A 26,287-nucleotide genomic window follows, 5' to 3' on the forward strand; every position below is an offset into this window, starting at 1 on the left:
GGTGAATAATATATGAGCGTTTCGAATGCAAACAAACAAGAAATTTGCGAACGAAATCAGGAGTTGCTGAGAATTATTTATTTCATTGGAAACAAAGTAATGTTGTTGAAACAGCTATCACAATATGCATTTGCATTAGGATTAGCGAGTAATCTATCGGATTTTTACTCGCAAATTGCTAAGCTTGAGCAAAATGAAATCATTCGCAGAGAGGCGTTTTCCGCATACGGAAGAAAATCGCAACTACAAATGATCACGTTACGAAAGTACGGAATTCGCTATGTAGAAGGCAAGCCAAATAGCTATAGCGTAGCATCCGTGCCAAGAGCAACTTCGAATGAACGCATTTTGGTCAGTGTATTCAAAAATTGCTACATTCTATCAAAGATTTTGCCTCGCATTTACAAGGAAAGCAAAATAATCACTTTAGATAAGATTTTCGACTTGTTAAAACGTGATTGCAGTACATTATTACTGAACAAAAATGAAGGAATCAGGTATTTGTCTGAACTTACTGGTGATCATAGACTACAACCTTACCTTGATATTGTTGGAATTGAACACGATATTGAACAAATGCGTATCGTGGCAAACAAACGTAGTCAGGGACTAAAAAAGGGGTCCTATGCAACCAATGGAAAAGGAAAGGGGAAGAAAATACACTCTTCCTTAGAATCATCGCTAAATGAGGCAATAAAAGCGTATAACAATGTTTCGGTGCATGATAATTTGTTCGTTTCTCCTAAAAACAAAAGGATTGAATGCTTTTCAGTTGATTCGATGCTAAATTGCCATTATCACATTGCTCAGGTCAAAATTATCCATAATCGACCAGTTATAACTGTCCTTATGTTCGATATACACAATAAACAAGATGCACACCGTATTGCCGCTGATATTGCGTGTATTTTTCATATGCTGAATCGATATATGAAAAACGAATTCAGATTGAAGATCGGTGTAGTTTGTTTGGATGAAGTTGCATCGATTAGAGTTAAAAACGCCTCAAATGCGTTTGTTCGAGATTTTGTAACCAAAGAGATTAAAGGCACTCGTCTATCGACAGCACTTAATGATTGGTGTATCGATGTAATAATGCAGGAACAGATCGAAGTTTATTTTACGCATTATGATGTTTATAATCAGTTTCTTGATGGTATAAAACATGCAAACTTGCTTAGGCAGTGATTTAGGCAGTTACAAAAAAAGCCCCCTTCCGTCCCCAAAGGGGAAACGCAGGGAGCAAGCCCCCTGCCCCCTTCACTCGCCGTGGGGCAGGTCCTGCAAAGGAATTGCAGAACAATAAAATAGTGTGGGAAAAACCTACCCGTCAAGGCTAAAATGAACGCCTTGACGGGTAGACTGAAAAAAAGCATATAATTTTTTCGAACATTGGAATATCAACGCATGGATGTGTATATAAGAAAGTATCAATAAAACAGGCGTGCTGTTTAGTACAACTTTACTGGATGAGAATATTCTCTAATTTCAAAGGAAAAAGACAGTTTCATCTTCAACGGTGATCTGTCTTTTCTTTTTCAATTTAATGTAAAAGGGATGTGCTTAGATATGCCATCATTAATAGCCTTTCAAAATTCAATAGTCCGTTTAAGAGATTTCGGACGAAAAAAGAAAAAACATCTGTGTTGAGGAGGATCACATAAAAACAACCTGTTCGCCTAACCAGCGAATGTTACTGGCCGTTAGATGGTGGCGTTTATCTCCCAGATAGAAAGACAAACTTTCTTATCGGCGTTGACCTGTCCCCGTTCTCGAAAGAGATAGGGGGGCGTTGTGATTGATCGTGGTGATCAGCTTGGTAATACGAGGACCTGGGCAAGTAAGTCGAGAGGCTTAAAGCAACGAAACCAGAAATGGTTTGGGGTTAAATTCGACACGGATACAGCATGGGTGAAGGGGAATGTTACCTTCTTCCAACCGTTAGATATAACTCTCCCTTTGTGAAGTTATTGGATTATATTTCCAAAATTTCGCAAGGGGGGGGAGCGAGCCGTGTTCAACGGGATCCAAAGAATGTTTAAGGCTTCGCCAATGCAACTTTAAGTGAGCAAACAGCAAAACTCGAAAGAAGTTGCAAAAAAACTGAGAGAAAGAAGCAACTACTTAGCGAAGAAGCCGAAAAGCAAAAGACAAATCGGCGAAGCGAAGGGGCAACACAAACCAACCATATGAATATGCAATATACAAATATCTAAAGCATTATAGCTGAGATTAGGTATTCTTGATCTTCCGAAAGATGGATTTCAAGTGATCTATAATGTATGATTTAAATCAACCAAAAACAGAAATACTATGAGGGTTTATGAAAACCCTCATAGTATTTCTCAATGTAAAATAAACAATCTCATTTATAAAACCGCTGAATATAAAATGGCATCTAAGTTTTTTGCTGGATTATTTGGATTTGGTATCTGCACTTCTTTAATTTTTAAAGTTCCATTGTTAATGAACAAATTTAAATCGGGTTTGTTGTTCATTTTTTCATGTGTTGCTTTTTTCATTAGAACATAAATATTTGTTTTAGATTCAACAGGATTTATTAGGGATCTATATACCGCTGAAGGGTGTTCGATACCCCACATTCCTCTTATTCTAAGGTAAGTGATGCCCAACGGATCGACACGATTAACACGACCTAATTCCTTAGTCTCTCCAAATTCAACTCCTGGAATAGAGGATACTCCATCTTTTATTGTCGTAGCAATTCTATCGTATGTTGATTTATCAGCACAGTAACAATCTCCATAAACAAACCATAGACTGTGAAGTCGGTCGTCTTCGACATTTCCAACTGCATATATCATATCTTTTTTTATCCAACCACCAAAATCATCTTCACATTCACGACATTCCTTTTTAATTCTAATATCGTCATGATGTAAATAGTCTTTCGGGAAGGAGCTATTTAAGGCAATTCCATTAGGGTTTTTACCCTCAATTTTTTTAACTTCAACAGCTACTCCATGTTTGACAACAAAATCAGGAGGATTGTTTGAATTTCCGAGATAGCTAAATTTTTGTTGATAATGTTTTAGTTTGTCATTGGTATTTTGAAAATTTGCACTTGCATCACAAAAAGCATCTTTAACATAGTATTCTAAGAGATCACCTGCACTGTTTACTCTGTTATGATTAGAGTGATTGATAACAGTAGGAAGAGTATTTTGATTGCGTTGTAAAATGTTTTTTAGTGCGATTAGCACATTGGTAGAAGGTAGAAATTGTTGCATTAGATGGTCTCCTTTCTATTTGTTTTGATTAAGCCAATCAGCAATTGGTCTTGCGATGGCTCTTGCTAATTCTACAGGCACTGCATTTCCAATTTGTTTATATTTTTTGTCTAATAGACCATTTTTTGACATGCGGGTATTTTCACCTGCACTAAATTCATACCAATCAGGAAAAGTTTGAATACGAACGATTTCTTTTACGGATAATCTACGATTATTTTCTTCTCCGTCAGGGAAAATCCACTTATTTGTATCTACTTTTTCCATTGGTAAACCACCTGGATGAATAGGTGCTTGCCTTCCACTTGCTTGAATGGTAAAGCTCTGTTCATCCCAATTCTTTTTTCGATTTCGACTCATAAAAATAGTGGAATAGGAACCCGTAAAGTAGTCGCCAGGATCATTTTCCAGGTCTCCAATTGCATCTTTTAAAGTTACATAAGGTTTTAATAGGAGACCCTCACCATGAGTAGGTTCAGGAAAATGGTATTCAAATTCAATATCCTCTCGAACACCTACTAAAAATACCCTTTCACGAAGCTGTGGAACACCAAAATCTCTTGCGTTAACAAGTTTATGGTAGACTCGATAGCCTGCGGCTTCAAAATCTTGTTTAATCTGACGGAATACCTCCCCTTTTCCAAGAGTTAACATTCCTTTTACGTTCTCGGCAATAAAGAACATCGGTTTAACCTGCATTAGGCAACGAATATAATGGATGTATAAAAAGTTTCTTGGATCATCTACTAATCTTGGACCTGCTTCTGAAAATCCTGGACATGGGAATCCTCCAAGAACCACGTCTGCTTTAGGAAATTGTTTTACTTGTCTTATGTCGCTGTAATGTGTAAACACATTGGAAGGGAAGTTTTTTTTGTATGTTTCTAAAGCTTCCTTAAAAAAGTCATTTGAATAAACATGATGAAACAATCCTTTTTTTCTGATAGAATTGAACGATTCTTTGTCTTGAAGAGCTTCATTAGTCTGTTCTTGACCACAAACACAGTCAATACCTGCTAACTCTACACCCAAATCTAAACCTCCTGCACCACAAAACAAGGAAACGATATTAAACTTGTTGGTTTCGTAGTATAGATCTTCATTTGAGTAAGTATCAGGTTCATCTACTATCGTTTGCATTTCTTCTGCGATTTTTTCAAATAGTATTTTTTGAACATCATTGATGTGATAGTCTGGTGCAGGCTTGAATTTTCCTCTTCCACGTTCTTGAAGTTTTATAGTCATGGTAGCCTCCTTGGTGCAGTTTTTTTCTATTCAAATCCCATTAGACCAGTGTCTATTAAGGTGAAGGATATTAGATATTATTAATCCGTAAAATGATTTATTGAAAAAAAGAGAAAACATTCTTGGTTACTTCAATATCTGAGCAAGTAGCTTTTTTACTTCGGGCAATTAAGTTTTTCGATCTCACGAACACACAATCGCATATTTAATGTATCATTTTAAGATGCTTTCGTCTATTCATTTGAAGAATCATGGTTTTGTCCTACTCTTTTAAAAAGCTAATTGGATTTTGGGAGTAGGTAAAACGAAATAATTTTTTGCGTATTTTGCCCAAATATCCCCTCTGTTTTTTGTAGCCAACTGTAGCCAAAAGCTCTAATCTAACCTAAAAAATCATAAAACAGAATGGGACAAGATAAAAAATGGAAAGCTTTAAAGCCCGATGAAATAAGGCTTCTTGACACTTGTGAATGTAGTCTAACACAAGTTAAAAAATTCGAGACGGGGGTTCGAATCCCCCCGCCTCCACCTACATAAAAAAAGCCACCTACAGAGGTGGCTTTTTTGCGTTGACAGCGAAGTCTCGCTATGCATGAACTGACTCAATTTTCAGTCATCATGACGATACTGAAATGCGGGTCCTGTCTGTATAAAGAACCCGCTTCTAACTTGTCCGGCCCAGTTTTTCAGAGCGGATTTCCACTGGGGACTTTTAAAAAAATCATCTACCAATACAGAACCAGAAACAACCAAACGATGGGAGTAAATGGAGCGAGCTGACCAGCCCCTCCCCAAATGCCGCCTGCCGGAAACCCGTCCTCAATCACAAGTAGCAATGGTAAACCGTATTGATAAGCCATTGCAGGTTCAATTTGCAAAAAAGGCGAGTACGGTTCTCCCTGCTGTGTTGCCCTCGTTGGTCGTAGAAGGACAGAAGCCATTCCATAACTCGAGTTAATCATCGTACGGATGTTTTCCAGTGTAGTATTCGGATATTGTTCTGTGTTGGGCAAAGTGCGCGGGAAGAGGAGTTCTTTCTTGATTTCTTTGAACATGCGAATTACGAATTGTTGTTGGACAGTAAACGGCGGCTGTGGAGGACCGAGCGTAAACAAATTTTGATGGCTAAAGAACACAGGGATTCGAAAAAACGCCGAAGCAGCGTCGTTCAAATCCTGCAAGTCCTGGTAGCACTGCTCGATTTCTTCCTTGCGTAAACCTGTGTTCGGAGTAGAATGTACAACTTGGATTTCGTACTTTTTACTTCTCTCATCCTTTTTCGAACTCATGTTGTCACCTCCACAGTGAAGCGTATTTACGAAAATACGGCGGTGACTGGACAAATTAAGAAAATGTGCTTCTTTACCTGATGAACATAATAATCAGTTCGGTCGGGAGAGTAGGCGAAGATAGGATGGGGCGGGGAGATCAATTTGTTGATGCGATTACTGGACGGGTGATAACTCCGTAAGGGAACGATAAATAGGAGCGACTATTCTCTTAATGATCAAGGAATAGTCGTTTTTTCCTTTCTCCTCTCTATAAAACATCCCCCACCCTTACTAGCTACCAAACTGCGCATCTTTTACGCCCAAAAATCATCCAGAAACCCAAGCGAAATGTCTAGACTGCACAAGGGACTCCCACTACCAAAAGTCAATCCAAATACAAAATGGTATAATAAATGCGACTATTCGCAATTAAGACTTTCCCGACCAGACTTACAAATACATGAACGAAGCCAAACAAAAATGAACGAGCTAGAAAAAACAATAATATCCGCAACTCTCTCTTACGAACCAGTATGATCTTGTAAAGCTCGTCTAATCAACGAATCAGGAAACGTGTCTTATCTACTTCTAGGAAGGTTAGGCCGAGAGGAGGATCGAAAATGGGGATTACGGTGCAGCAGATGCTGCGGTTGGACGCGCTGCAAAGTTTACGTGTTATCGCCGGTTTCGATGGTTTGGACAGGATCATCAATCAGGTAAATGTTTTGGAAATGCCCATAACCGAAGTGGAGCATTTGGTTTTGGGAGGCGAGCTTGTGCTGACCACCTTTCACAGCTTGAAAGATGATCTGGAGGCGCAAGTGAATACGATTAAAAAGCTTGCTGAAAACGGGGCAGCAGCTCTGGGGATTCATCCGATGATTGCTGACAAGATCATGCAGAAGGCGATCGTGGAGGCAGCGAATATTTCCGGCCTTCCTGTCATTTTGTTGCCTCCTGCGATGCCTTATGCTACGGTTTTTTCTGCCGTGTTAGGGACGATCCTGAATCGGCAATCACAGTTGTTGAAACAATCGGAAGAGATTAACCGGGAGATGACCCGTGTCATACTGCATGGCGGCGATGTGAATGCGATTGCCAAGACGCTGACCGGATTAATCAAGCAGCCAGTCATGATTACCGACGATATGTTCGAAATTTTGGCTTTAGGGTCAAAAGAAGCGGAAGAACATTTATTTTTAAAAAAGTGTTTGCTTATGACAGAAATGTCGGAGCGGATTCAGTTTGATAAAGCTGGAAACTGGACCCACGATTCTGCGCTGGAGATGGTGTTTCACTCCAGCTTGTTTGAGATAGAGGGGCGGTCTGTACGGCTGATCGTTATGCCTGCCGGAGTGATAAGCGATCCTCTGGGGTACATTTTTACCTTAGAGATGGGGGCTTTCTTACAAGAGCTTGATTTTATTGCCATCTCGCACGCTTCTACTGCGGTCGCCTTGGAGATTGCCAAGCAGCGGGCGATTACCGAGGCGAAAAGACGCATGCGAAGTGACTTTTTGACGGAAATGTTCGAAGGGAAATATGTTAGAGAAGAGGATTTGTACGAGAGGGCGAGAGCGGTCGGACTTAACCTGGTGAAAAAACATATGGTGCTGGTCATGCGTTTTGACTTCAGCGATGGGCTTGAAAAAGAGATGGGGAAACTGGAAAGCCGCATTCACGCGGCGGTCCGGTCAACGATCAATCAGCATGCTCCCAAATGCAATTTTGTGGTAAAGGGGGACATGTTGGTCATTTTCATTCATTTTGACAGACAATTTGACAAGCAACATTCGCAACAGGAAGCGAAAAATCTTGCGGTCCTGTTAAAAGAGGCTATCGAAGCGGGAAGCGGCAAAGCCCGCGTATCTGCCGGAATCGGCGGTTTTTATCCGTCGCCGTTGAACTTGGACCAAAGCTACAGGGAAGCGCTGCAAGCCCTTGAGCTCGGCTGCAAAATGTTTGGGACGGGCAGTATTACAGCAGTGAATGAGCTGGGGGTATTCGGGATTCTGGGGGAAATATCCGGCAAGTTGTTAGACCAGTTTACAGCGGGGCTTCTCGATCAGCTCTATCAATATGATGCCAAAAATCAAACGGATCTGGTAAAGACGGTAGAAGCGTATCTGGATGAAAAGGAAATCTTTACAGATGTCGCAAAGCGGTTGTTCGTACATCCCAATACGGTCAAATACCGGATTGAAAAAGTGAAGGAGATTCTCGGGTTTGATCCTTTTAAAAAGCCTGAGGAAAGATTGAATTTCCATCTGGCGCTGAAGGCCAGGAAGCTATTGCCATAATAGAAGCGCGAAGCAGCTCGGTTTGTCTGTGATAGACAAAGATACGGGCTGTTTTTTTGTTTGTTTTAAATATTAAGATTATTATTTTTGTGTGAAATAATGTGAACAGAAACAAGCAGTATGATTGAAAGCTATGCAGGAGAGGGGGCTGTGGGGGCTGCATGATGGACACACAAGATTGGGAAAAACCAAAACCGATGAGGGGGCATTCGCATGGAGAAAAGAATTTTGTGGATCAATCCGGTCACTACTGATTTGTTCAACACCATTTTCAAGAGCGAGTTTGACAGGATCAAGCAGGCGGGGACGATTGTGGATGTGGTTTCCTTGACCCCGGGTCCTGGACCGACTCATCTGGAGTACAACTGCTACGAAGTGATGCTGATGCCGGAAATCCTCCGCGTGATTAAAAAAGCCGAAGAAGACGGCTACGATGCGGCAATTATCGGCTGCTTCTACGATCCTGTCTTGAGGGCGGCCCGAGAGATTTCGAAAAAAATGGTCGTCACGGCTCCGGCAGAAGCCAGCTTGCATATTGCGGCGACATTGGGCGAGAGTATCTCGATCATTGTCGGGCGGCGCAAGTGGATACCCGAGATGAGAGAGAACGTCCATAAATATGGCTTTGCCGACAAATTGGCTTCTTTTAAGTCACTCGATATGGGCGTGCACGATTTTCAGAAAGATCATCAGGTGACGATGCAGCGGATGCGTGAGGCGGCGCGAGAGGCTGTCGAGAAGGATGGAGCCAATGTGCTTGTGCTGGGATGCACGATTGAATTTGGCTTTTATCGGGAAATTCAGGAGGAGCTGGGGGTTCCGGTTATTGACGCAAGCCTTGCACCTTTTAAATACGCCGAATTTTTGATAGAGCTCAACCAAAAATTCGGTTGGAGCCACAGCAAGCTGGATGGCTACCAGTCGCCGCCTGACGATGAAGTGGCCTGCTGGAAGCTGTTTTAAAAACAAAGTTAGCGGCTGTGAGAAGAGATAAGGGGGGCCATTTATGAGAGCAGAAAGCGGAGTGGAGGTACTGCAAAAGCGATCAGTACCCGTTGGGGCGCTGTTTGAAAACATGCCGGTTACCAGTCAGCATTGGCAAGCGGGATTGGTGCTTTTTTTCTCCTTTGTGATTGAATCGTGGGAAATGATGATTGTCATTCTGGCAAGCGCTTCAATTGGCGGCGAGTTTCAACTGGACGGCACTCAAATCGGATCGCTTATCGGCTCCATTTATCTCGGGATGATCCCGGGATGCCTGCTATGGGGAAAGCTCGTTGATAAAATCGGCCGCAAGCAATCAATGATTATCAGTTTTGGCCTCTATGGAATCATTTCGCTTATTAGTGCATTCTCACTCACCTACGAAATGCTGTGGTGGACCCGCTTCTTGTCCGGTGTGGCGCTCTCTGGGGTTTTGGTGGCAACGTTCCCCTACTTCGAGGAGCTGCTCCCCATGAAGGTGCGTGGGAAGGCTGCGGTGTATCTGGCTTCTGGATGGCCAGTAGGCTATTTGCTTGCCATTGGCACGACCTACCTCTTTATGGAGCTGGGCTGGCGCTGGATTATTGGCGTCAGTTCGCTTGCCGGTTTGTGGTTTCTGGCAATCGCTGCGTTTGTACCTGAGTCGCCGTACTGGTTGGCCGGAAAAGGGCGCCATTCGGAGGCGAAGGAGGTTATTGACAAACTTTCCAAAGGCACGATGCAAAAAGAGATCAACAGCGTCGAGCTTGCTGTGGAGAATGTGAAAACAGGTTCTTTCCTGGAGATTTTTAGCGGGCAATTCCGGCGTTCGACAATTTTGCAGCTCGTCATCAACTTTAGTTTTTCCTGGGGATATTGGGGACTGTCCTCCTGGATGCCGGCACTTTTGGCGAAAAAAGGATTGAGTGCGCCGGAAGGAATGGGCTTTATGGCTATATCCGCCCTCTTCATGTTTCCCGGTTACATGGTTTCCTCGTATTTGACGGGCAAATATGGGCGCAAAAAAGTAATGGCGCTGTTCGTCTTTTTTGCAGCGATCAGCGGGTTTGGATTTGCCAACGCAAATACTTTGCAGGAAATGTACATCTGGAATTTTGCCCTTTCGTTCTTCAGCTTGGGGGCGTGGGGAGTATGGGATACATGGATGGCTGAGCTGTATCCGACAGAGGTCCGCGGTGTCAGCTATTCTGTAGGGATGACCGGCCAGCGTGTAGCCAACGCGATTGCACCAAGTGTAATCGGAGCCATGCTGGCGATCAACAGCAGCTTTTTGACTACGGTTTCCTTTATCTCCGCTTTTCTTGTCGTTACATTTGTGGCTTCGCTTTTCCTGAAGGAAACGGAAGGCGAGATTTTGCATTAATGCTGTAACATTCCATTACTCCTAGAAGGGTGGTTCCTATGCGTGTAGCTACAGATATTGGAGGAACGTTTACTGACCTGGTGTACCTAGATGAGCACGGTAAAATCGGTACCGCTAAAAGCGATACAACACCGCCCCATTTTGAGCAAGGGGTTATCCAAGTGATTCAAAAGGCTGGGATTGATCCTTTGGAAATCGCGACCTTTATCCACGGAACGACGGTAATTATCAACGCATTGACGGAGCGCAAGGGAGTAAAGACCGGGTTAATCACGACAAAAGGGTTCCGCGATGTGTTGGAAATCGCCCGAGGCAACCGTCCCGATTTGTTCAATGTTCGTTATCAGAAGCCGACTCCGTTTGTTGCGCGCTTTCTGAGGAAGGAGGTCAGCGAGCGGATCAACTATAAGGGGGAAGTCATGACCGAATTGGCGGTGGAAGAGGTGAAGGCCACTGTCGAGCAACTGCGAGCGGAGGGAGTCGAGGCTATTGCGGTCTCATTCCTGCATGCCTACGCCAACCCCATTCATGAAAAGCTGGCGGTGGAAGCGATCAGGGAAATTTGGCCGGAGGTAGCCGTGACGGCTTCGCATGAGGTGACCAAGGAATGGCGCGAGTACGAGCGGACCAGTACGGCAGTGCTGAACTCTTATGTCAAGCCGATTGCCAAGTCCTACATCGACAAGTTGAGTAACCATCTTCACGACATCGGGCTTGACGGCAACAAATATATCATGCAGTCCAACTCTGGCACGACTACTTTTGAGCAGTCAAAAGAAACGCCGATCAACATGGTCGAGTCGGGGCCAGTAGCCGGGATTTTTGGCTCAGCCATCTTAGGGCAAATTCTTGGGGAAGAAAACATCATTGCTTTTGATATCGGAGGGACGACGGCCAAATGCTCCCTGATTGACAAAGGGGAAGTAAAGGTTACGACCGAATACCGGATTGAGAAAGATGAACGAAATGCCGGATATCCGATTAAAGTACCAGTGGTTGATATCGTGGAGATCGGGAATGGCGGAGGTTCTATTGCCTGGATCGACGGTGCCGGCTCATTAAAGGTGGGGCCACAGTCGGCCGGGGCGCTGCCAGGGCCGGTCGCCTATGGGCGTGGCGGTGAAAGTCCGACTACAACCGATGCCAATTTGGTTACAGGGCGGTTATCGCCTGCCAATTTTCAAAACGAGGTAAATATGGAAGCGGTCAAGCAAGCGATCGACGAAAAGATCGCAAAGCACTTCGGCATCTCCGTGGAAGAGGCGGCACTGGGAATTATCCGCATTGCCAACTCCAACATGCTGAATGCGCTGAAGCTCATTTCCATTCGCAAGGGTTACGACCCGCGGGAGTTTTCCCTGGTTGCATTCGGAGGGGGAGGACCGATGCATGCGCTGGCATTGGCCAAGGAATTGGGTGTGAAAAAAGTCATCATCCCGATTGCGGCTTCGGTCTTCTCCGCATGGGGCATGCTGATGACTGACTTGCGGCACGACTACATCCAGACGTATATTCGCCGAATGAACGGGCTGAATCAGGAAGAACTGAATCGCGAATGGAGCCAACTGGAAAAAGAAGCGACCGACCAATACGAGCGCGAAGGAATTGCAGCGGATCAAGTACTGTTCGTGCGCTATGCGGACATCCGTTACGTCGGACAGGAGCATGCTGTCAAGGTTCCCGTGCCAAATGGACTGATGGATGCAAAAGCGATTGAGGAAGTGATTTATCGCTTCCATGACCTGCACGAGCAGCATTACACGTTCAAACTGGAGCATGCACCGACGGAGATTGTAAACCTCCATCTAACGGCGTTCGGCATGGTGCAAAAACCACGGATAGCCAGTCTGGGAAGACAAGGGGACAATAGCGAGGAAGCGCGCAAAGAAGTGCGTCCGGTTCTGTTCGAAGAGTATGGATGGATTGACACGACAGTCTACGACCGCGAGCTGCTGAATGCCGGAAGCGCGGTGAAGGGTCCGGCAATTGTCGAGGAACCTTCTTCTTCAACGGTCATTTATCCTGGACAGCATCTCATTGTTGATGAATATGGCAATCTAATCATTACTACGGGGGTGTAGTCAGATGAGTGAGACAACGTTGAAACATGACCAGTTTACGCTTGAGATTGTGAAAGATTCCCTGATCGCCATTGGGGAAGAAATGTTTCATACATTGGCGCGCACGTCGATGAGTCCGATTATTTACGAGGTGCTCGACTTCGCCAGCGGCTTGACAGATGCAAAAGGTCAACTTCTGACGCAAGGCAACGGTGTGACCGGATTTATCGGGATGCTGACCTTTATGGTGAAGGAAACTTTGAAAAAGTTTTCCGAGCATGGGGAGCTAAAGCCGGGGGATATCATCATCATAAATGATCCTTACGGTGGAGGAGGTTCCCACTTGTCTGATGTAGGTCTTGTGCTGCCAATCTTTTACGAGGGCGAGCTGATTGCCTTTTCGGCCAACAAAGCCCACTGGACCGAAGTAGGCGGAAAAGACCCGGGTTCCTGGACGACCGACTCCACGGAGATTTTTCAGGAAGGTTTGCAATTTCCTTGCGTCAAACTATTTGAAGCAGGCAAGCTGAATCAGCCGTTGGTTGATATCATTGCAGCAAATGTCCGCTTTCCCGATCTCTCGCTTGGTGATATGTGGGCGCAGGTAGCAGCATTGCGAACAGGGGAGAAGCGCTTTCGCGAATTGTGCGATAAGCATGGAAAAGCGGTAGTGAAGGATGCCATTGACCATTTGTTAAGACATGGCGAACAGTTGGCGGTAAAAGAAATTGCCAAGCTGCCTAAGGGCACGTATGAAGCCGTAGATTTTATTGATGATGACGGAGTTGGAAACGGTCCGTTCAAGGTACAGGTGAAGGTCACGATTACCGATGACGAGTTTATTTGCGATTTCCGCGGTAGTCATCCGCAAGTGCTGGGTCCAGTCAATTGCTCCTATACCGCCTTGGTTTCCGCCGTTCGCGTCATTTTCCTTGCGGTGACCAACCCGTCTCAGGATGTAAACGATGGCGTTTTCCGCCCGCTCCACATTCTTATCGATGACCGTTCCATTTTCTCAGCGGAACGCCCGGCAGCCGTATCAACCTACTGGGAAACCATGATGTATGGAGCGGATCTCGTCTGGAAGGCACTGGCACCGGTCGTTCCCCATCGGTTGAATGCGGGGCATCTGCTTTCGGTGTGCGGGGTGGTGCTATCCGGCATCCATCCGGATACGAACGAACCGTTCCTTGTGGTTGAGCCTTCAGTCGGAGGATGGGGCGCAGGAGACGGACTGGACGGGATGGCCGGACAGTTTTGCATCGGCGATGGGGAAACGTACAACGTGCCGGTCGAAGTAGCCGAGACACGTTATGGCATCATGGTTGAGGAGTACAGCCTGCGTACGGATGGGGCTGGTGCCGGTAAATATCGCGGCGGTTCAGGAGCTATCCGCTCGTACCGCGCGATGTCTGATGGTCAGACGATCACGGCAACCTTTGGCCGTCACAAATATTTGCCATGGGGCTTTAACGGGGGGCATGACGGCTCCCGCAATGAATTTGAGATCGTCAAAGCCAATGGCGAAGTGGTTGGTCCATTTGGCAAATATGCACGCTTTCCGCTTAATAAAGGAGATGTCGTGCGCCTTGTTACCGCAACAGGCGGAGGATACGGCAATCCGCTGGAACGTCCGGTAGAGAAGGTCGTCCTGGATGCCAAAAATGGCTATATTTCCGTAGAACAAGCAAGAGACTTGTACGGAGTAGAGCTGGACAAGGCAACGTATCGTGTAGAAGGGGTGACACCGCTGCGTCAGTCTTTTGAACAGGGGGAACAGCAATGCTCATTGTAAATGCCAATGCGATTCAGCCGGAAGATCGCCCAGGTGTAACCCTGAAAATATTGTTTACCGAAGACCAGGTAGAGAGCGGAAAAGCTACTTTCGGTGTCGTCGTCGTTCCGCCTGGTGCGCGTATTCCTTTAAGCGGTTCGGGGAGTCATGCGCAGGACGAGTATTCAATCGTCGTAAAAGGAACGATTCTTGCCGGTACGGAAGAAGGTGAATATCGGATGTCAGCAAATGATGCGTCTCTTATTCCTGCTGGCGAGGCCCACTGGGCATACAACGACGGGAGCGAAGATTGCGAAATCGTCTGGGTGCTTGTAAAACGATAGCGGCATGGATACGGAGAGGATGCTAGACTTGGTTATCTCAATGTCGCAGTGAATGGAGCATAGGTTTGTGTGACTGGATGAGTGCCCTCTTTTCATAAAAGGGGGCTAATCTTATCTCATTCGAACAAGTCTAGATCGCTAGTATGTTGATACAGCCATTCACCTTACCTTCAACGAGACTACGTTGCTGCGTAAACACATTTTCGATTCCGATCTTTGGAGCGATCTGTTATCCTTCGTGAGTCGATTTATCCAATTTCAATTTGCTAAAGTGCCATATAATGTAGACCGTCCACAGGGCGGTTTGTTTGTTTTATACTGATAAATAAATTTGAATGGAACGCAACAATAACCCTTTTTCAGCATGAATAATCTCCTCCTTAATGTCGCGACAAATTGTCCTTACATTAAGAAGGGACTTCGGTAGAAAGATTCGAGGATTTCACAGGAGGAAACGGCATGAAGACAATCACGATCCACCAGCCTTGGGCAACATTGATCGCTCTTGGCGAGAAACGCTTTGAAACCCGGGGGTGGGCCACGAAATACCGCGGCCCTCTCGCGATTCACGCGGCCAAAAAGGTGGACAAGGAGGCGTGCTACAGAGAGCCAATATGGTCGGTCCTTTCCAAACATGGCTACTCGGCAGATAATTTGCCGACAGGCGCGGTGGTTGCGACCGCAAAGCTTGAAGATTGCCTGCAAATCAGTATCGCCCCCGGAACAGGCGAAGTTGCCGCCTGGCGTGACGCAGATGATGCGGCGATACCGATAAAAGGCAATGAACTCAGCTTCGGTTGGTTTGAACGAGGGAGGTTTGCCTGGCAGATGGTTGACGTAAAGCCGATCGCTCCGGTGCCGGTGAACGGACGGCAAGGATTGTGGAATTGGGATTGTGACAAATACCATAACGAGAAAACGGATAATGAATGATTGTCCTAAAATGACGAGCGAAGCAGATGGGGAGACTAGCGCACAGGCAGCAGGAGCGTGACTTCCTCGACAAATGAGAGTTCATCCGAAACACCGAGAAACTGACAAATAAATGAGTTCGGCCAGTCATTATATATGCCGTTCCTCGCCTTGCCTGTCCTACATAAATTGTACAAGGGGGTGGAGGGATGAGCACAAACAAGTGGAGGACTCACCGCAGATTTTCGCGCAGATTCGGCACAGTCTGGTCCGTCTGGCGATCTGTGAACGGCAAAATTCAACGAGGATACTTCAAATTTCCTTGCAAGAAAAACGCGAAGTGGGGCAATGTGATTGCAAACGAGCTGATTGCTTATCATCTAGCCAAGCTCCTGGAGCTAAACGTAGCGACTGTAGAACTAACGGTTGTTGAGGGAAAGCAAGGGATCGTCTCCATTGCTAAGCCGATGGCCGCCCATTTCAACTGGTTCCAGCTAACCAAAAAAACAGGCGGTTCGCCCGTTAAACATTTGCACAATCCCGAACAACTGTTACTTACATTTGTTTTTGATATATGGATTTGTAACATTGATCGGCACGGGGGAAATCTGATTGTTTTCCCCAAAGGGAAGCACTATGATTTTTATTTGATCGACCACGGCAGCGCGGTTTTAGGGGGAGTTACGTGGAGAAAAATCCATTGGAGCGCGGATTACTGGCTGAATGTAAGCAAATACAATTTCCACTATCCAAGAGGCTTGCGCGCCTATATCCGCACCTTTCGCCAGCTTTTGCCGCATGTGGATAAAATCGAGAAAATTCCTGAACACATGATACGAGACATTGTGGAGACAGTACCGGAAAACGTATTGCCAAAACTCGAAAAAGAAATGGTAGTAGAAATGCTGCTCTACCGTCAAAAAAAATTACGCGAGATGGTCGTGGCTTGGTGCATGCGGCATAAGAAAGCGATTGCGGAGTAAGCAACTCGGCAAGAATGGGGTGACGCGAGGGTGTTACCAAGCAGGAGACGTGCCCCATTTTACCGCTATTGTTGGGACGGAAACGATTTGCAGGGAACGAAGGCGAAACCGACGAAAGCAAGGAGTAGGACCATTTGTGTCGAGGAAATCAGAAATGTAGCCAATACATCCGTGCACTTCGCCGCATGTACAGGCTCTTTTGAATGGGCGGCAATGCGGTACTCGCGGCGGGCAGCTTGCAGCGCATTTTGGCGATTGCACCGGAGTCGGAGACGGATGGCCGCGAGCTCATCAAATTGCATCTGGAAGCGGGCAACCGCAATGAGGCGCTGCGTGTTTATTGGCAGTTGGAGCAGTTCATTCGCGATGAGTTGGGTGTCGCGATGGAAGAGGAGACGGTAAGATTGTATCAACAAATGAGACACCAGGGATGAGCGGACGATGAGAAAAACGATTGCAGCGGCACTGGTCACGCTGGTCATATTGGCCGCAACATACGGCATGTTTCTCGTTTGGTTCTCGCCGGACGGGAAGCAGACGCCAAGGGTGGAGAACGGGCTGCTGGATTTGACCGCATGTCGGTTTGCAGACAAAGGCATCGTTCCGTTGGACGGCGAATGGGAGTTTTACCCGGACAAGCTACTCTTCCATGAAGATTTCACATCCTCCCCCGCGAATGAAAACAATCGTTTGCCGAGGCGGATCGAAGTGCCGGGCTCGTGGTCGGACCAGATGAATACTTTGGGCATGGCAACATACCGTCTGCGGATCAAAGTCGGCGATACGGCAGCGGTTTACGGTTTGAAAACATCGGCAATCTGATCGACAACGCGGTCAAGCATACCGAGGGCGGCAGTATTGCCGTAACGGCAGCGGCGACAGACGGACGGCATGATTGAAATTTCGGTTCAGGACACAGGCACAGGAATCGAAGCGCAAAACATTCCCTATCTGTTCGATGCGCCGCTGGAGCCTTTTGGCTATAATGTCATTGCCGTCAAAAACGGTTATGAGGCGCTGGAACAAATCAGCCAGCGGCATAAGATAGATCTTGTCATTCTCGACCTGATGATGCCGGGCATGTCGGGGTACGAAGTGTGCCAGGAGATTCGCAAAACGTACACGCTGCTGGAGCTTCCCGTGCTGATGGTGACGGCTGCGATTCAACCTCAAGACAAGGTAGCGGCGTTCGAGGCGGGGGCGAACGACTTCCTGCCGAAGCCATTCGAACTGGCGGAGCTGAAGGCAAGAATCGGCTGCGTGCTGGCGATGAAGGAGTCGCTCGCCAAGGCGGTCGATCTGGAGGTTGCGTTTTTGCAATCGCAAATCAAGCCGCATTTTTTGTACAACGTCTTGAATAGTATTGTTGCGTTGAGCTATACGGATGCTCTGCCGCATACAGCGATGAAACAGGCGGATGGCGTGGAGGCGATCGCGGACAGGTAGATTAAGATAGAAAAATAGACCCAAGCTTGGGGAGCAATTGGTGGATAATCCGATTCAACAGTGAATGCGGATTATCCACTTTTTTTGCACTGTCTTTCATACGAGCGATAACATGTGGTTTCATCGAATGGATTTCCGTTCCGAGGTAAGGAAATCACTTAAAAAGCACTCTCTTTCTTGCGATTGATGGCAAGTTCAGTTCAGGGGCGCTGCATAAAAGTCTGCCTGTCAGTTGTTTTGCATCAGAAAACAGAAACTCGGATTTGTGCTTGGAATAATCATGCAGCTCATCTCGTGTTAACAAGGGCAGCCCGCAGGAATCTATGGTAAAAAGCGGACTTGACCTGAACGCTCACTCCGTCTCCACTATCTATTTGGGACATGAAAATAATGTCAAATGTAGTTATTTATTCCTCTATCTATCTTGGTTTTATAGCGAGCCTACACCGTGCGGGCGACTTTCATCGCACACGGCGTTTCATCAACGGATCAGAAAGAAAATGAACAACAGGCAATATTATCGTACAACTCATATGTCTGAATTTACATTGTTTATGTTCGACAAAACAGACAATTTGTTAACGAGGGAGAGAACAGCATTGCATGAAGATGCGCACACTAAGGAAAAATAAAGGGGGCATTGCCGCGTGCGCTAAGACGCGACATTCATTTTCGGGGATGGCTCAGTTGGCTTGTTCATCTTCTCAGATGTTTTGCGTTTGCCGAAGCTGTGTTGAGTTGGCGTTTGCCAATGGCTGAAGTTTACACAAAGACGAACAGGAGCGATTTTCATGAGTGATCTGAGCGTTACAGGCGCTAACTTCTTGAGGTGCGCGAGTTTTTAGGTTATGGCGCATTTGCTATATGGGAAGCAAATGACGAAAGAGCAAACGTATAGCGAGTCATAAGTCACAGCCGAAGGGAGAGCGTGTATTTGTCGATTTCCCTATGTTGGGGAGACCCACAATCCCGCAAGATGCACCTATCTCCTTGTCAGCATCCTAACATCCGTTCAAGTATATAGATTGGGTAGCAAGTATACAATTTTCCCGAGGATTTGAGCTAGCGGACATAGATAGCTTCGGCATTAACGCGACGAGGCTTTTTAGCATGTGTTCAGGGGACAAATTCTCCCCACGCACTGACTTTCAGACTTATGCAGAAAAAAAGCTCCTGTTGACAGGACACTAAATGGTGTCTTATTATTAAAACAGACACTAAAAGGTGTCCAATAAGAAAAAACCATTTGCAAAGCTCACAACCTGAATAAGCCTCATTGGAAATATGGATGAGAGGGGAGACAGATGGACCAGCTGATCAGTGCCAGAACAATCGCGAGTGTAGAAATTCAGCCCTGGGGAAAAATAACTGCTTATTGGTCAGCGACATTCTTACTCGCAGCAACGGTGATGGCAAGTGGCATCGGTCAACTGATGCAAGCGGGAGAAGCGTCGAGCTGGTGGCGAAGTTTGGTTGCCCGCTATAGGCTTTGACTATCTTAACCCTCTTAACCATTCCCGGGATTTGAAAAGTGCCCGGAGCCATCGCTTTTGCCGTGCCAGGTTTGCCTCGGCTGAAAGAATGGTTCACGCTGGTCTCTACTTTTGAATGACTGGTGCAGCTTTCTCTCATGTGTTTGCCAACGATTACGGTGATTGCGAGTTTTCTGCTATCCTCCCGCTCTTTTATTCCGCGCTAAATCTCGCCGCATGGGCGCTGCATTCACAGGGTGCAAACTTTAGGGAGGTGCTCAAAATTAACATTCGTCCTTTCGCGCCACCAATACCTATGTCCTACAGAAATTAATATTTTGGAGGGAGTGTTGTGAACGAGAATGAAAACGAAAACGAAAACGAAAACAACCAGTCTCGGGATGTGTTTGATGCTGTAGCGGACCCAACCAGGCGACGACTGATTGAGTTATTGGCCGGAGCAGAGGAGTTGCCGCTTCATGAACTAACGGCACAGTTTCAAATGGGCCGGACGGCGGTATCCAAGCATTTGACAATTCTGAAAGAGGCCGGACTGGTGCTCGACCGCAAAGTCGGCAGGGAAACGCGCTTTAGGCTCAACGCGGCCCCACTGAGGGAAATTCAAGATTGGGTGGCTTTCTACAGCAAGTTTTGGAGTGCGAATTTGTTGCGCTTGAACCAACTATTAGAGGAGGAAGCAGAATGAGTTTGACATTATCTTTGGATTTTCAGTACAAGACAACGCTTGAGAAGCTGTGGTCCGCTTTGACTGATTCAAGCAAGCTGGCCAAATGGGTGTGCAACATCCAGACTGGAGAGCCGATGGAAAATGATTTTAAACCTGTGGTGGGACATCGTTTTCAGTTTCGCACTCAGCCGACCGAATATTGGGATGGAGTCGTTGAGGGCGAAGTGCTTATCGTAGACGAACCAAACCGCTTGTCCTACACGTGGGGCAGCGGGGGAGAGAAGCACACAGTTGTCTGGACGCTACAGGATTTAGGAGACGGAAAAGTTAACCTGCATCTCGAACAATCCGGAATCTCCAATGAGCAGGCACTGGGTGGAGCGAAGTACGGCTGGAGCAAGTGGTGCAGCGAGCTGGAAAAGGCGTTGGCATAATAACCGGATAGCCGGATGTACCGCTGATTACCTCCGTCCGCAATGCTAGATGAATGGATGATCATTTCCATACACACAAATGAAAAGCCTTCCAGTTGCAGCAAACGGGATAGAGTGCTCGAATGGGAGGTTTTTCAATTGCGTGCAAGTGAATTGTCGCGGTTGTTCGCATAGTCACAGTCTTAATTATGATAGAATGGGCAAAATTAAGAGCAAGAGGTTATTACGACTGAATGAACATTCTTTTCACTGTCAGTTGATCAAAAGATGGAAGAGGAGTGCTCTTTGATGACAAATAGTAGTGCGCATCCGAAGGTCGACGAATTTTTAAGCAAAGCGAAAAAGTGGCAGGAAGAATTTGTGCAGTTGCGCAGAATCGTTCTCGACTGTGGGCTGACCGAAGATTTTAAATGGATGCATCCTTGTTACACGCTTGAGAAAAAGAACGTCGTATTAATCCATGGTTTCAAAGAATACTGTGCGCTCCTGTTCCACAAAGGTGCGTTGTTGCAAGATCCGCACGGAATCCTCATCCAGCAGACGGAAAATGTACAGGCGGCGCGGCAAATTCGCTTTACCAACGTGCAAGAAATCGTGGAGATGGAAGACGTCTTGAAAGCCTATATTCATCAGGCTATTGAAGTGGAAAAAGCCGGTTTGGAAGTGGATTTCAAGAAGACAGAAGAATATACCGCTCCTGAAGAATTTCAAACGAAATTGGCTGAAAATCCTGACCTGAAAGCTGCCTTCGAAGCGTTGACACCGGGACGGCAGAGAGCATACCTTTATTATTTTTCTGAACCGAAACAATCCAAGACGCGAGTGGCGAGAGTGGAAAAATACATGGAGCAAATTCTAAACGGAAAAGGATTGAATGATTAGCCTAGCGCAGCTATTCAGCGATAAGCGTCAAACGGAGCGAACCAACTGAAATCCGGTGAATGCAAAAAATTAGTGAGCAAATGGGACGCCGTGCTGTGACGTACGGTTGTTTTTTGCACCGCAGTCACGAACCTTTTGTTCGCAATAGTAAGAAATCTAATTGGAGAAAGAGCAGGCCATTACGGCTTGCTCTTTTCTTTTTGCGAGAGGGCAGGCAGCTCCATACTCGCGCAGAAGCCTTTGCCGACCTCGCTCGATAACGACAGCTTTCCTCCGTGAGCCTTGGCAATTCGCTCGGCCATGGGAAGGCCGAAGCCGTGTCCGTTCTGGCGCGGGCGTTTGCGTTTGCTTGCGTAAGGCAGTTCCAGCAAGTCGGGCAGTTCGTCTGGGGAAATTCCGTTTCCGTTGTCCGAGACGACTACGTGACAAGCTTGGTTGCCGGGATCAAAAAAGGTTTGGATGCGCAGTTGGCACCCCGCCGGATTATGGTCGATGCTGTTTTGCAAAAGGTTGGCAAGGGCACGCAACAAAAGGCGCTCATCCCCATCGATTTGCGGGGATTCATCTCCAAGCTCTACTTCCAGCTGATACCGCTCATCCAGTCCGTTGTTCAACAGCTCCGAGGCCGCTTGTCTGGCGACTGCCGACAACCGCAGCGGTTTTTTGCCCAGCGGCTGCATCTCGTATTCGAGCATGGAGACGAGGTTCAAATCACTTACCAAAGAACGGATGCGCTCGGCTTGTTGGCGCATAATCGCGGCCAAGCGCCTCTGTTCTGCCGGCAGCTCCGGGCTGTCAGCGATGTCGCTCGCGTAGCCGAGGAGCATGGAAAGCGGCGTACGGATGTCGTGGGAAACGCCGGAAATCCAGTTGGAGCGGGCCTCGTCTCTTGCTTTCAGAGCGGCGTTTTTTTGTTGCAGCAGGGCGGACACATGATTGATGCTTACCGCCAGATTCGCCAGCACGCCTTTTGGCTCAATCTGGACAGGCTTGTCTGCTCCCAACGCTTGAATGCCGCTTGTCAGCGGGCGGATGGAAGCGATGAGTCTGGAACCGATGAACAGCGAGAGCAACAGAGCCAGCACGATGTTGCCTGCCAACAAAAAGAACGCCTTCTCGGGCAAATTCTCCACCCAGCCAACCGGAAGAATATGCTGGTATTTGGCGTAGGAGCCTTTCCGGTAACCGACGACGACAAGGCCATCTGGATGTTCCCAGGTGAAGACCGGATAATCGTCCAGGAAGCTGCGTGAAAACTTGGCTACATCTGCGAGAGAGTACGGCCGTTCCAGTTCGGCAGGGAGCTGGAACTTCCATGCCACGTAGCCTTTGGAGTCGATCAGCATGGCCCACGCCCCGTTTTGCTCCAACAGTTGTTGCGAGCGGGGAGCGATGGCATAGGCGTCTCGCTTGCCATGCAAGTCGTCGCTGACGAAATGCACAACAGCGGAAGGAGAGGCGCCATCGCTGATCCCGCTGCCGATCCAGATCAAGAGCACGACAGCATTGAGAGCCAGGAGCAGCAGCGAAATCAGGATGGTGGCGTGAACAAAACGCTTGATAATGCGCGAGGTGCCTTCCATCGTTACTCCTCCTTTACGATCAGCTTGTAGCCGAGTCCGCGCACGGTCAGCAAATGAGCGGGCCGGGAAGGATTCGCTTCGATTTTTTCCCGAATGCGCCGAATGTGCACCATCAGCGTATTTTCATAGCCGTAATAGTCGTCGCCCCATGCGGCCTGACAGAGCGCGTCGCTCGTGACGATGCGATTGTGGTTCTCATAAAACTTGCCGAGCAGAGCGATTTCTTTTGCGGTCAGCGGGATATTTGTTCCGTCATGGCGAATGGTGCCAGCCTCCAAGTCAATGAGACGGTCGTCCAGTTGAAAAACAGGGCGTTTTTCCGGCGTGTGGGGAATGTACACTCTGCGCAAAATAGCCGTCAGCCGCAAGACAAGCTCCCGTGGCAAAAACGGTTTCACGATGTAATCATCCGCGCCCAGTCCGAGGCCGAGGATTCGGTCTTCATCCTGTCCTTTGGCAGACAAAAACAGCACGGGCAAGTTCGAAATATGCCGGATCGCTTGCAGCAAGGAAAAGCCGTCGCCATCCGGCAGCATGACATCAAGAATGGCGAGGTCAGGCTGGATGGAACGACAAAGCTCCAGCGCTTCTCTGCAATCGCCCGCCTGGTAAATGCGCATGAATCCTTCCTTGCGCAAAAAATGCTCGATCATTTTTCGGATTTCAGGCTCATCATCGACGATAAGCAGCTTTTTCTGTTTCAGTTCGTCCATCTGTCATCACCTCTCTCTACTATAGCGGCTTTGGCGCGGGATAATCGGCTTTTGCAGCAAATTTAAGGCTAGTGTAAGGTGAACGTCAGATTGCTGAAAGAATCTCCTGTCATACTGCATATATGCCAAATAAAGCCATTGCAGGAGGGACAGATGGAGACGATCCTATCTACTACCAAACTATCGAAGCGATACGGTGATGCCTTGCGCGTGAAGGAAGTGAACTTGTCCGTACGCGAAGGGGAGATTTACGGATTTCTTGGACCGAACGGAGCAGGGAAATCGACTACATTAAAGATGCTGTTGGGGCTGGTACGACCGACGAGCGGCCAGGTGCAGGTGTTCGGGAAGGAGCTTCAGGCAAACCGCCGCTTCGTTCTCAGTCAAATCGGTTCACTGATTGAATCGCCCTCGTACTACGGGCACTTGACCGGGCTGGAAAACATGCGTGTCGTGCAGAAGCTGCGCGATGTTCCGGCGAAAAACATCGAGGAAGCGCTGAAAATCGTGCGTCTGGAAAAACAGAAGGAGAAGCAGGTTGAAAAGTATTCACTGGGGATGAAACAGCGGCTAGGAATTGCGATGGCATTGCTGTCGTTTCCCAAGCTGTTGATTTTGGATGAGCCAACGAATGGTTTGGACCCTGCGGGAATCGGAGAAATCCGGGAGCTGATCAAAGCGCTTCCGCAACAATATGGAATGACGATTTTGCTTTCCAGCCACCTTTTATCCGAAATCGACCAGATCGCGACTTCCGTGGGCATTATCAATCATGGTCACATGCTGTTCCAGGGCAAGCTGAGCGAGCTGCACCAAAAAAACCAGCCGCGCATTATCATCAAAACGACAGATAACAGGGCGGCGAGGGACGTGTTGATGCGGGCAGGCTTTTTCCCCGGCGTGGAGGAGGGCGCGCTTGTTTTTGAAAAGCTTGCCGATGGGCAGGTAGCGCAGGCAAACAGGAGTCTGCTGGCTGAACATATTGATGTGTTACGCATCGAGGAACAGAAAAGAAGCCTGGAAGACATGTTCCTGAAGCTTACAGGAGGAGGCGAGAGTCTGTGAGGAAGGCGCTGTCGCTTGAGTTTTACAAGCTGCGTCGCAAATACGTGCTGCCGATGGCGCTTTTGTTCCTGACGGTGGAGCTTGTCTGGGCGTTGATCGCCGTCAGCATGTCTTTTGAGCGCAATCGTGACAGCGCGGGCTGGGAAGTGATCGTCGCCATGCTGTCCACGATGAACGGACTGTTTTTGCCATTGCTTTCGGCTATTGTCGTTTCCCGGATTTGCGACATGGAGCATAAAGGGAATACGTGGAGGCTGCTTCGCTCTATGGCCGTGCAGCCAGGGAAGCTGTATGCGGCGAAGTACGCATGCGCCGGATTGATCATGCTGGGCGTTTGCCTGTGTCAGCTGCTGGCGATTGCGGTGTTTGGCGTCCAATCCGGGTACTTGACGTCTGTTCCGCTTGTGCTGTTGGCGCGGTTTCTTTTCGGCACGCTGGTCACGACGCTGGTCGTCCTTGCCTTGCAGCAGTGGATTTCTACGGTGGTGAAAAATCAGGCGTTTGCGCTTTGCCTGGGGATGCTCGGCGGTTTTCTCGGAATGGTAGGCGATTTGTTTCCGGAAGCGGCAAGACGCGTATTCGTCTGGGCGTACTATACGGGGCTTAGTCCCGTTACACAGCAGTATGCGAGCGAAAAGATGCAATTCGTCGTCCGGGAGGCAGGCCCGATCTCGTCTGCCGCGGCTGTTTTGCTGGCGGTTGCCGCGCTGCTTTTTCTCATGGGAAGACGCCATGCATCCAGACTGGAAGGGTAGGGGGAGAAGTGATGATCAAGCAATGCTTTCAGGCGGAGTGGTTGAAAATGCGCCGCTCCCATATTTGGGTGGTGTTCATGCTCCTGCCTTTGGTCAGCGTCATCATCGGCTGGGCCAATTACGTCATGAACCAAGGGACGCTGCAAAAGGAATGGTACAGCTTGTGGTCGCAGGTTGGCTTGTTCTACGGGGAGTTTTTCTTTCCTATCCTCATTGCGATCGGCTGCTCGTATCAATGCCGGCTGGAGCATCAAAACAAAAACTGGCATCTGGTGTTGACCGCACCTGTATCGCTTGCGGCCCTGTTTGCAGCCAAACTGGGAGTCGTGGCAACTCTTCTTCTCCTAGTCCAAGCGTTCTTTTGCTTGCAGTATGTATGCGGCGGGCTTTTGGCAGGGCTTTCCGCGTCGCTTCCCGCAGAATTGCCCGGCTGGTTGTTGCGCGGATGGATCGCGGCGATGACGATCGCGGTTTTTCAATTGGCGCTCTCGATGCGGATCAAAAGCTTTGCAACGCCAGTCGGCATCGGTCTGTGTGCCGTTTTTTTCGGGCTGGGAATGTATGTGCTGAAGCTCGGATTGTTTTTCCCGCATTCGCTGTTAACAGTGGGGATGGGGGTATTGAGCCAGGAGGGACTTGATTTTGGCAGCAACGTGGTTTTTCTGCTGATGAATGCATTGTTCGGAGTGGGAATCAGTACAGTTAGCCTTCGCCGATTACGCAAGTCGGATGTGCTCGCCTGATCTTTGAAAAGAAGGGTTT

The 26,287-nt window shown here is 47.6% G+C and carries 24 protein-coding genes; 19 read left to right on the plus strand and 5 right to left on the minus strand.

Translation table 11 applies throughout. The annotated features are described in order from the left end of the window. Positions 1 to 12 precede the first annotated feature (12 nt). Positions 13 to 1,188 carry a hypothetical protein gene (locus EDM60_RS09095; RefSeq protein ID WP_122963691.1) on the plus strand — a complete coding sequence of 392 codons (1,176 nt, stop codon included), beginning with the start codon at positions 13 to 15 and terminating at the stop codon, positions 1,186 to 1,188. A 1,181-nt stretch (positions 1,189 to 2,369) separates the two neighbouring features. Here EDM60_RS09095 and EDM60_RS09100 read toward each other — a convergent pair. From EDM60_RS09100 to EDM60_RS09110, 3 genes are all read right to left on the minus strand, one after another. Next, the gene (locus EDM60_RS09100; RefSeq protein WP_122963692.1) at positions 2,370 to 3,251 is read right to left on the minus strand and encodes an NgoPII family restriction endonuclease; all 882 of its coding nucleotides are present in this window, start codon (positions 3,249 to 3,251) and stop codon (positions 2,370 to 2,372) included. A gap of 15 nt (positions 3,252 to 3,266) precedes the next feature. Continuing rightward, positions 3,267 to 4,496 carry a DNA cytosine methyltransferase gene (locus tag EDM60_RS09105; protein WP_122963693.1) on the minus strand — a complete coding sequence of 410 codons (1,230 nt, stop codon included), beginning with the start codon at positions 4,494 to 4,496 and terminating at the stop codon, positions 3,267 to 3,269. Between the two features lie 725 nt (positions 4,497 to 5,221). Further along, complete coding sequence (locus EDM60_RS09110) at positions 5,222 to 5,785, minus strand: hypothetical protein (RefSeq protein ID WP_233454114.1); 564 nt, start codon at positions 5,783 to 5,785, stop codon at positions 5,222 to 5,224. 602 nt (positions 5,786 to 6,387) lie between these two features. Here EDM60_RS09110 and EDM60_RS09115 point away from each other — a divergent pair. From EDM60_RS09115 to EDM60_RS09190, 15 genes are all read left to right on the plus strand, one after another. Then, the gene (locus EDM60_RS09115) at positions 6,388 to 8,067 is read left to right on the plus strand and encodes a PucR family transcriptional regulator (RefSeq protein ID WP_122963694.1); all 1,680 of its coding nucleotides are present in this window, start codon (positions 6,388 to 6,390) and stop codon (positions 8,065 to 8,067) included. A gap of 213 nt (positions 8,068 to 8,280) precedes the next feature. After that, positions 8,281 to 9,030: an aspartate/glutamate racemase family protein gene (locus EDM60_RS09120; protein WP_122963695.1), complete on the plus strand. Its 750-nt coding sequence runs from the start codon at positions 8,281 to 8,283 to the stop codon at positions 9,028 to 9,030. A gap of 43 nt (positions 9,031 to 9,073) precedes the next feature. After that, positions 9,074 to 10,414, plus strand: coding sequence for an MFS transporter (locus EDM60_RS09125; protein ID WP_122963696.1), 1,341 nt, complete (start codon positions 9,074 to 9,076; stop codon positions 10,412 to 10,414). 38 nt (positions 10,415 to 10,452) lie between these two features. Continuing rightward, positions 10,453 to 12,495 (plus strand): hydantoinase/oxoprolinase family protein, encoded by a 2,043-nt coding sequence (locus EDM60_RS09130; RefSeq protein WP_122963697.1) that lies wholly within the window; start codon positions 10,453 to 10,455, stop codon positions 12,493 to 12,495. Between the two features lie 4 nt (positions 12,496 to 12,499). After that, a complete protein-coding gene (locus tag EDM60_RS09135) occupies positions 12,500 to 14,269 on the plus strand; it encodes a hydantoinase B/oxoprolinase family protein (protein WP_122963698.1) in 1,770 nt (589 codons plus the stop codon). Further along, the gene (locus tag EDM60_RS09140) at positions 14,257 to 14,592 is read left to right on the plus strand and encodes a cupin domain-containing protein (protein ID WP_122963699.1); all 336 of its coding nucleotides are present in this window, start codon (positions 14,257 to 14,259) and stop codon (positions 14,590 to 14,592) included. Before EDM60_RS09135 ends, EDM60_RS09140 begins: the two co-directional genes overlap by 13 nt. A gap of 459 nt (positions 14,593 to 15,051) precedes the next feature. Next, a complete protein-coding gene (locus tag EDM60_RS09145) occupies positions 15,052 to 15,525 on the plus strand; it encodes an ASCH domain-containing protein (RefSeq protein ID WP_122963700.1) in 474 nt (157 codons plus the stop codon). Between the two features lie 188 nt (positions 15,526 to 15,713). Continuing rightward, on the plus strand, positions 15,714 to 16,487 hold the full coding sequence (locus EDM60_RS09150; protein ID WP_122963701.1) for a HipA family kinase: 774 nt from the start codon (positions 15,714 to 15,716) through the stop codon (positions 16,485 to 16,487). A 203-nt stretch (positions 16,488 to 16,690) separates the two neighbouring features. Then, on the plus strand, positions 16,691 to 16,921 hold the full coding sequence (locus EDM60_RS09155) for a bacterial transcriptional activator domain-containing protein (protein ID WP_122963702.1): 231 nt from the start codon (positions 16,691 to 16,693) through the stop codon (positions 16,919 to 16,921). Positions 16,922 to 16,928: 7 nt separating this feature from the next. After that, the gene (locus EDM60_RS09160; RefSeq protein WP_122963703.1) at positions 16,929 to 17,309 is read left to right on the plus strand and encodes a hypothetical protein; all 381 of its coding nucleotides are present in this window, start codon (positions 16,929 to 16,931) and stop codon (positions 17,307 to 17,309) included. Positions 17,310 to 17,378: 69 nt separating this feature from the next. Next, positions 17,379 to 17,933: a response regulator gene (locus EDM60_RS09165; RefSeq protein ID WP_122963704.1), complete on the plus strand. Its 555-nt coding sequence runs from the start codon at positions 17,379 to 17,381 to the stop codon at positions 17,931 to 17,933. Positions 17,934 to 19,237: 1,304 nt separating this feature from the next. Further along, entirely contained in the window at positions 19,238 to 19,426 is a 189-nt protein-coding gene (locus tag EDM60_RS29560; RefSeq protein WP_409362250.1) for a hypothetical protein, read from the plus strand. Between the two features lie 331 nt (positions 19,427 to 19,757). After that, the gene (locus EDM60_RS09180) at positions 19,758 to 20,111 is read left to right on the plus strand and encodes an ArsR/SmtB family transcription factor (protein WP_122963706.1); all 354 of its coding nucleotides are present in this window, start codon (positions 19,758 to 19,760) and stop codon (positions 20,109 to 20,111) included. Then, a complete protein-coding gene (locus EDM60_RS09185; protein WP_122963707.1) occupies positions 20,108 to 20,527 on the plus strand; it encodes an SRPBCC family protein in 420 nt (139 codons plus the stop codon). Before EDM60_RS09180 ends, EDM60_RS09185 begins: the two co-directional genes overlap by 4 nt. Before the next feature lie 288 nt (positions 20,528 to 20,815). Then, complete coding sequence (locus tag EDM60_RS09190) at positions 20,816 to 21,409, plus strand: YdeI/OmpD-associated family protein (protein WP_122963708.1); 594 nt, start codon at positions 20,816 to 20,818, stop codon at positions 21,407 to 21,409. Between the two features lie 179 nt (positions 21,410 to 21,588). Here EDM60_RS09190 and EDM60_RS09195 read toward each other — a convergent pair whose 3' ends face one another. Both EDM60_RS09195 and EDM60_RS09200 read right to left on the minus strand, forming a co-directional pair. Next, the gene (locus EDM60_RS09195; RefSeq protein WP_122963709.1) at positions 21,589 to 22,992 is read right to left on the minus strand and encodes a sensor histidine kinase; all 1,404 of its coding nucleotides are present in this window, start codon (positions 22,990 to 22,992) and stop codon (positions 21,589 to 21,591) included. Positions 22,993 to 22,994: 2 nt separating this feature from the next. Beyond that, positions 22,995 to 23,705, minus strand: a complete 711-nt coding sequence (locus tag EDM60_RS09200) for a response regulator transcription factor (RefSeq protein WP_122963710.1) — start codon at positions 23,703 to 23,705, stop codon at positions 22,995 to 22,997. 153 nt (positions 23,706 to 23,858) lie between these two features. Between EDM60_RS09200 and EDM60_RS09205 the strand changes: the two genes are divergently transcribed. The 3 genes from EDM60_RS09205 to EDM60_RS09215 are packed head-to-tail and all read left to right on the plus strand — an operon-like array spanning position 23,859 to position 26,268. Beyond that, positions 23,859 to 24,770 (plus strand): ABC transporter ATP-binding protein, encoded by a 912-nt coding sequence (locus EDM60_RS09205; protein ID WP_122963711.1) that lies wholly within the window; start codon positions 23,859 to 23,861, stop codon positions 24,768 to 24,770. Next, entirely contained in the window at positions 24,767 to 25,525 is a 759-nt protein-coding gene (locus EDM60_RS09210; protein WP_122963712.1) for an ABC transporter permease, read from the plus strand. The genes EDM60_RS09205 and EDM60_RS09210 overlap by 4 nt, the downstream gene beginning before the upstream one ends. A gap of 11 nt (positions 25,526 to 25,536) precedes the next feature. Beyond that, complete coding sequence (locus EDM60_RS09215) at positions 25,537 to 26,268, plus strand: ABC transporter permease (protein WP_122963713.1); 732 nt, start codon at positions 25,537 to 25,539, stop codon at positions 26,266 to 26,268. The last annotated feature ends 19 nt before the right edge of the window (positions 26,269 to 26,287 follow it).

Source organism: Brevibacillus parabrevis (genome assembly GCF_003710905.1).
Lineage (GTDB): Bacteria > Bacillota > Bacilli > Brevibacillales > Brevibacillaceae > Brevibacillus > Brevibacillus parabrevis.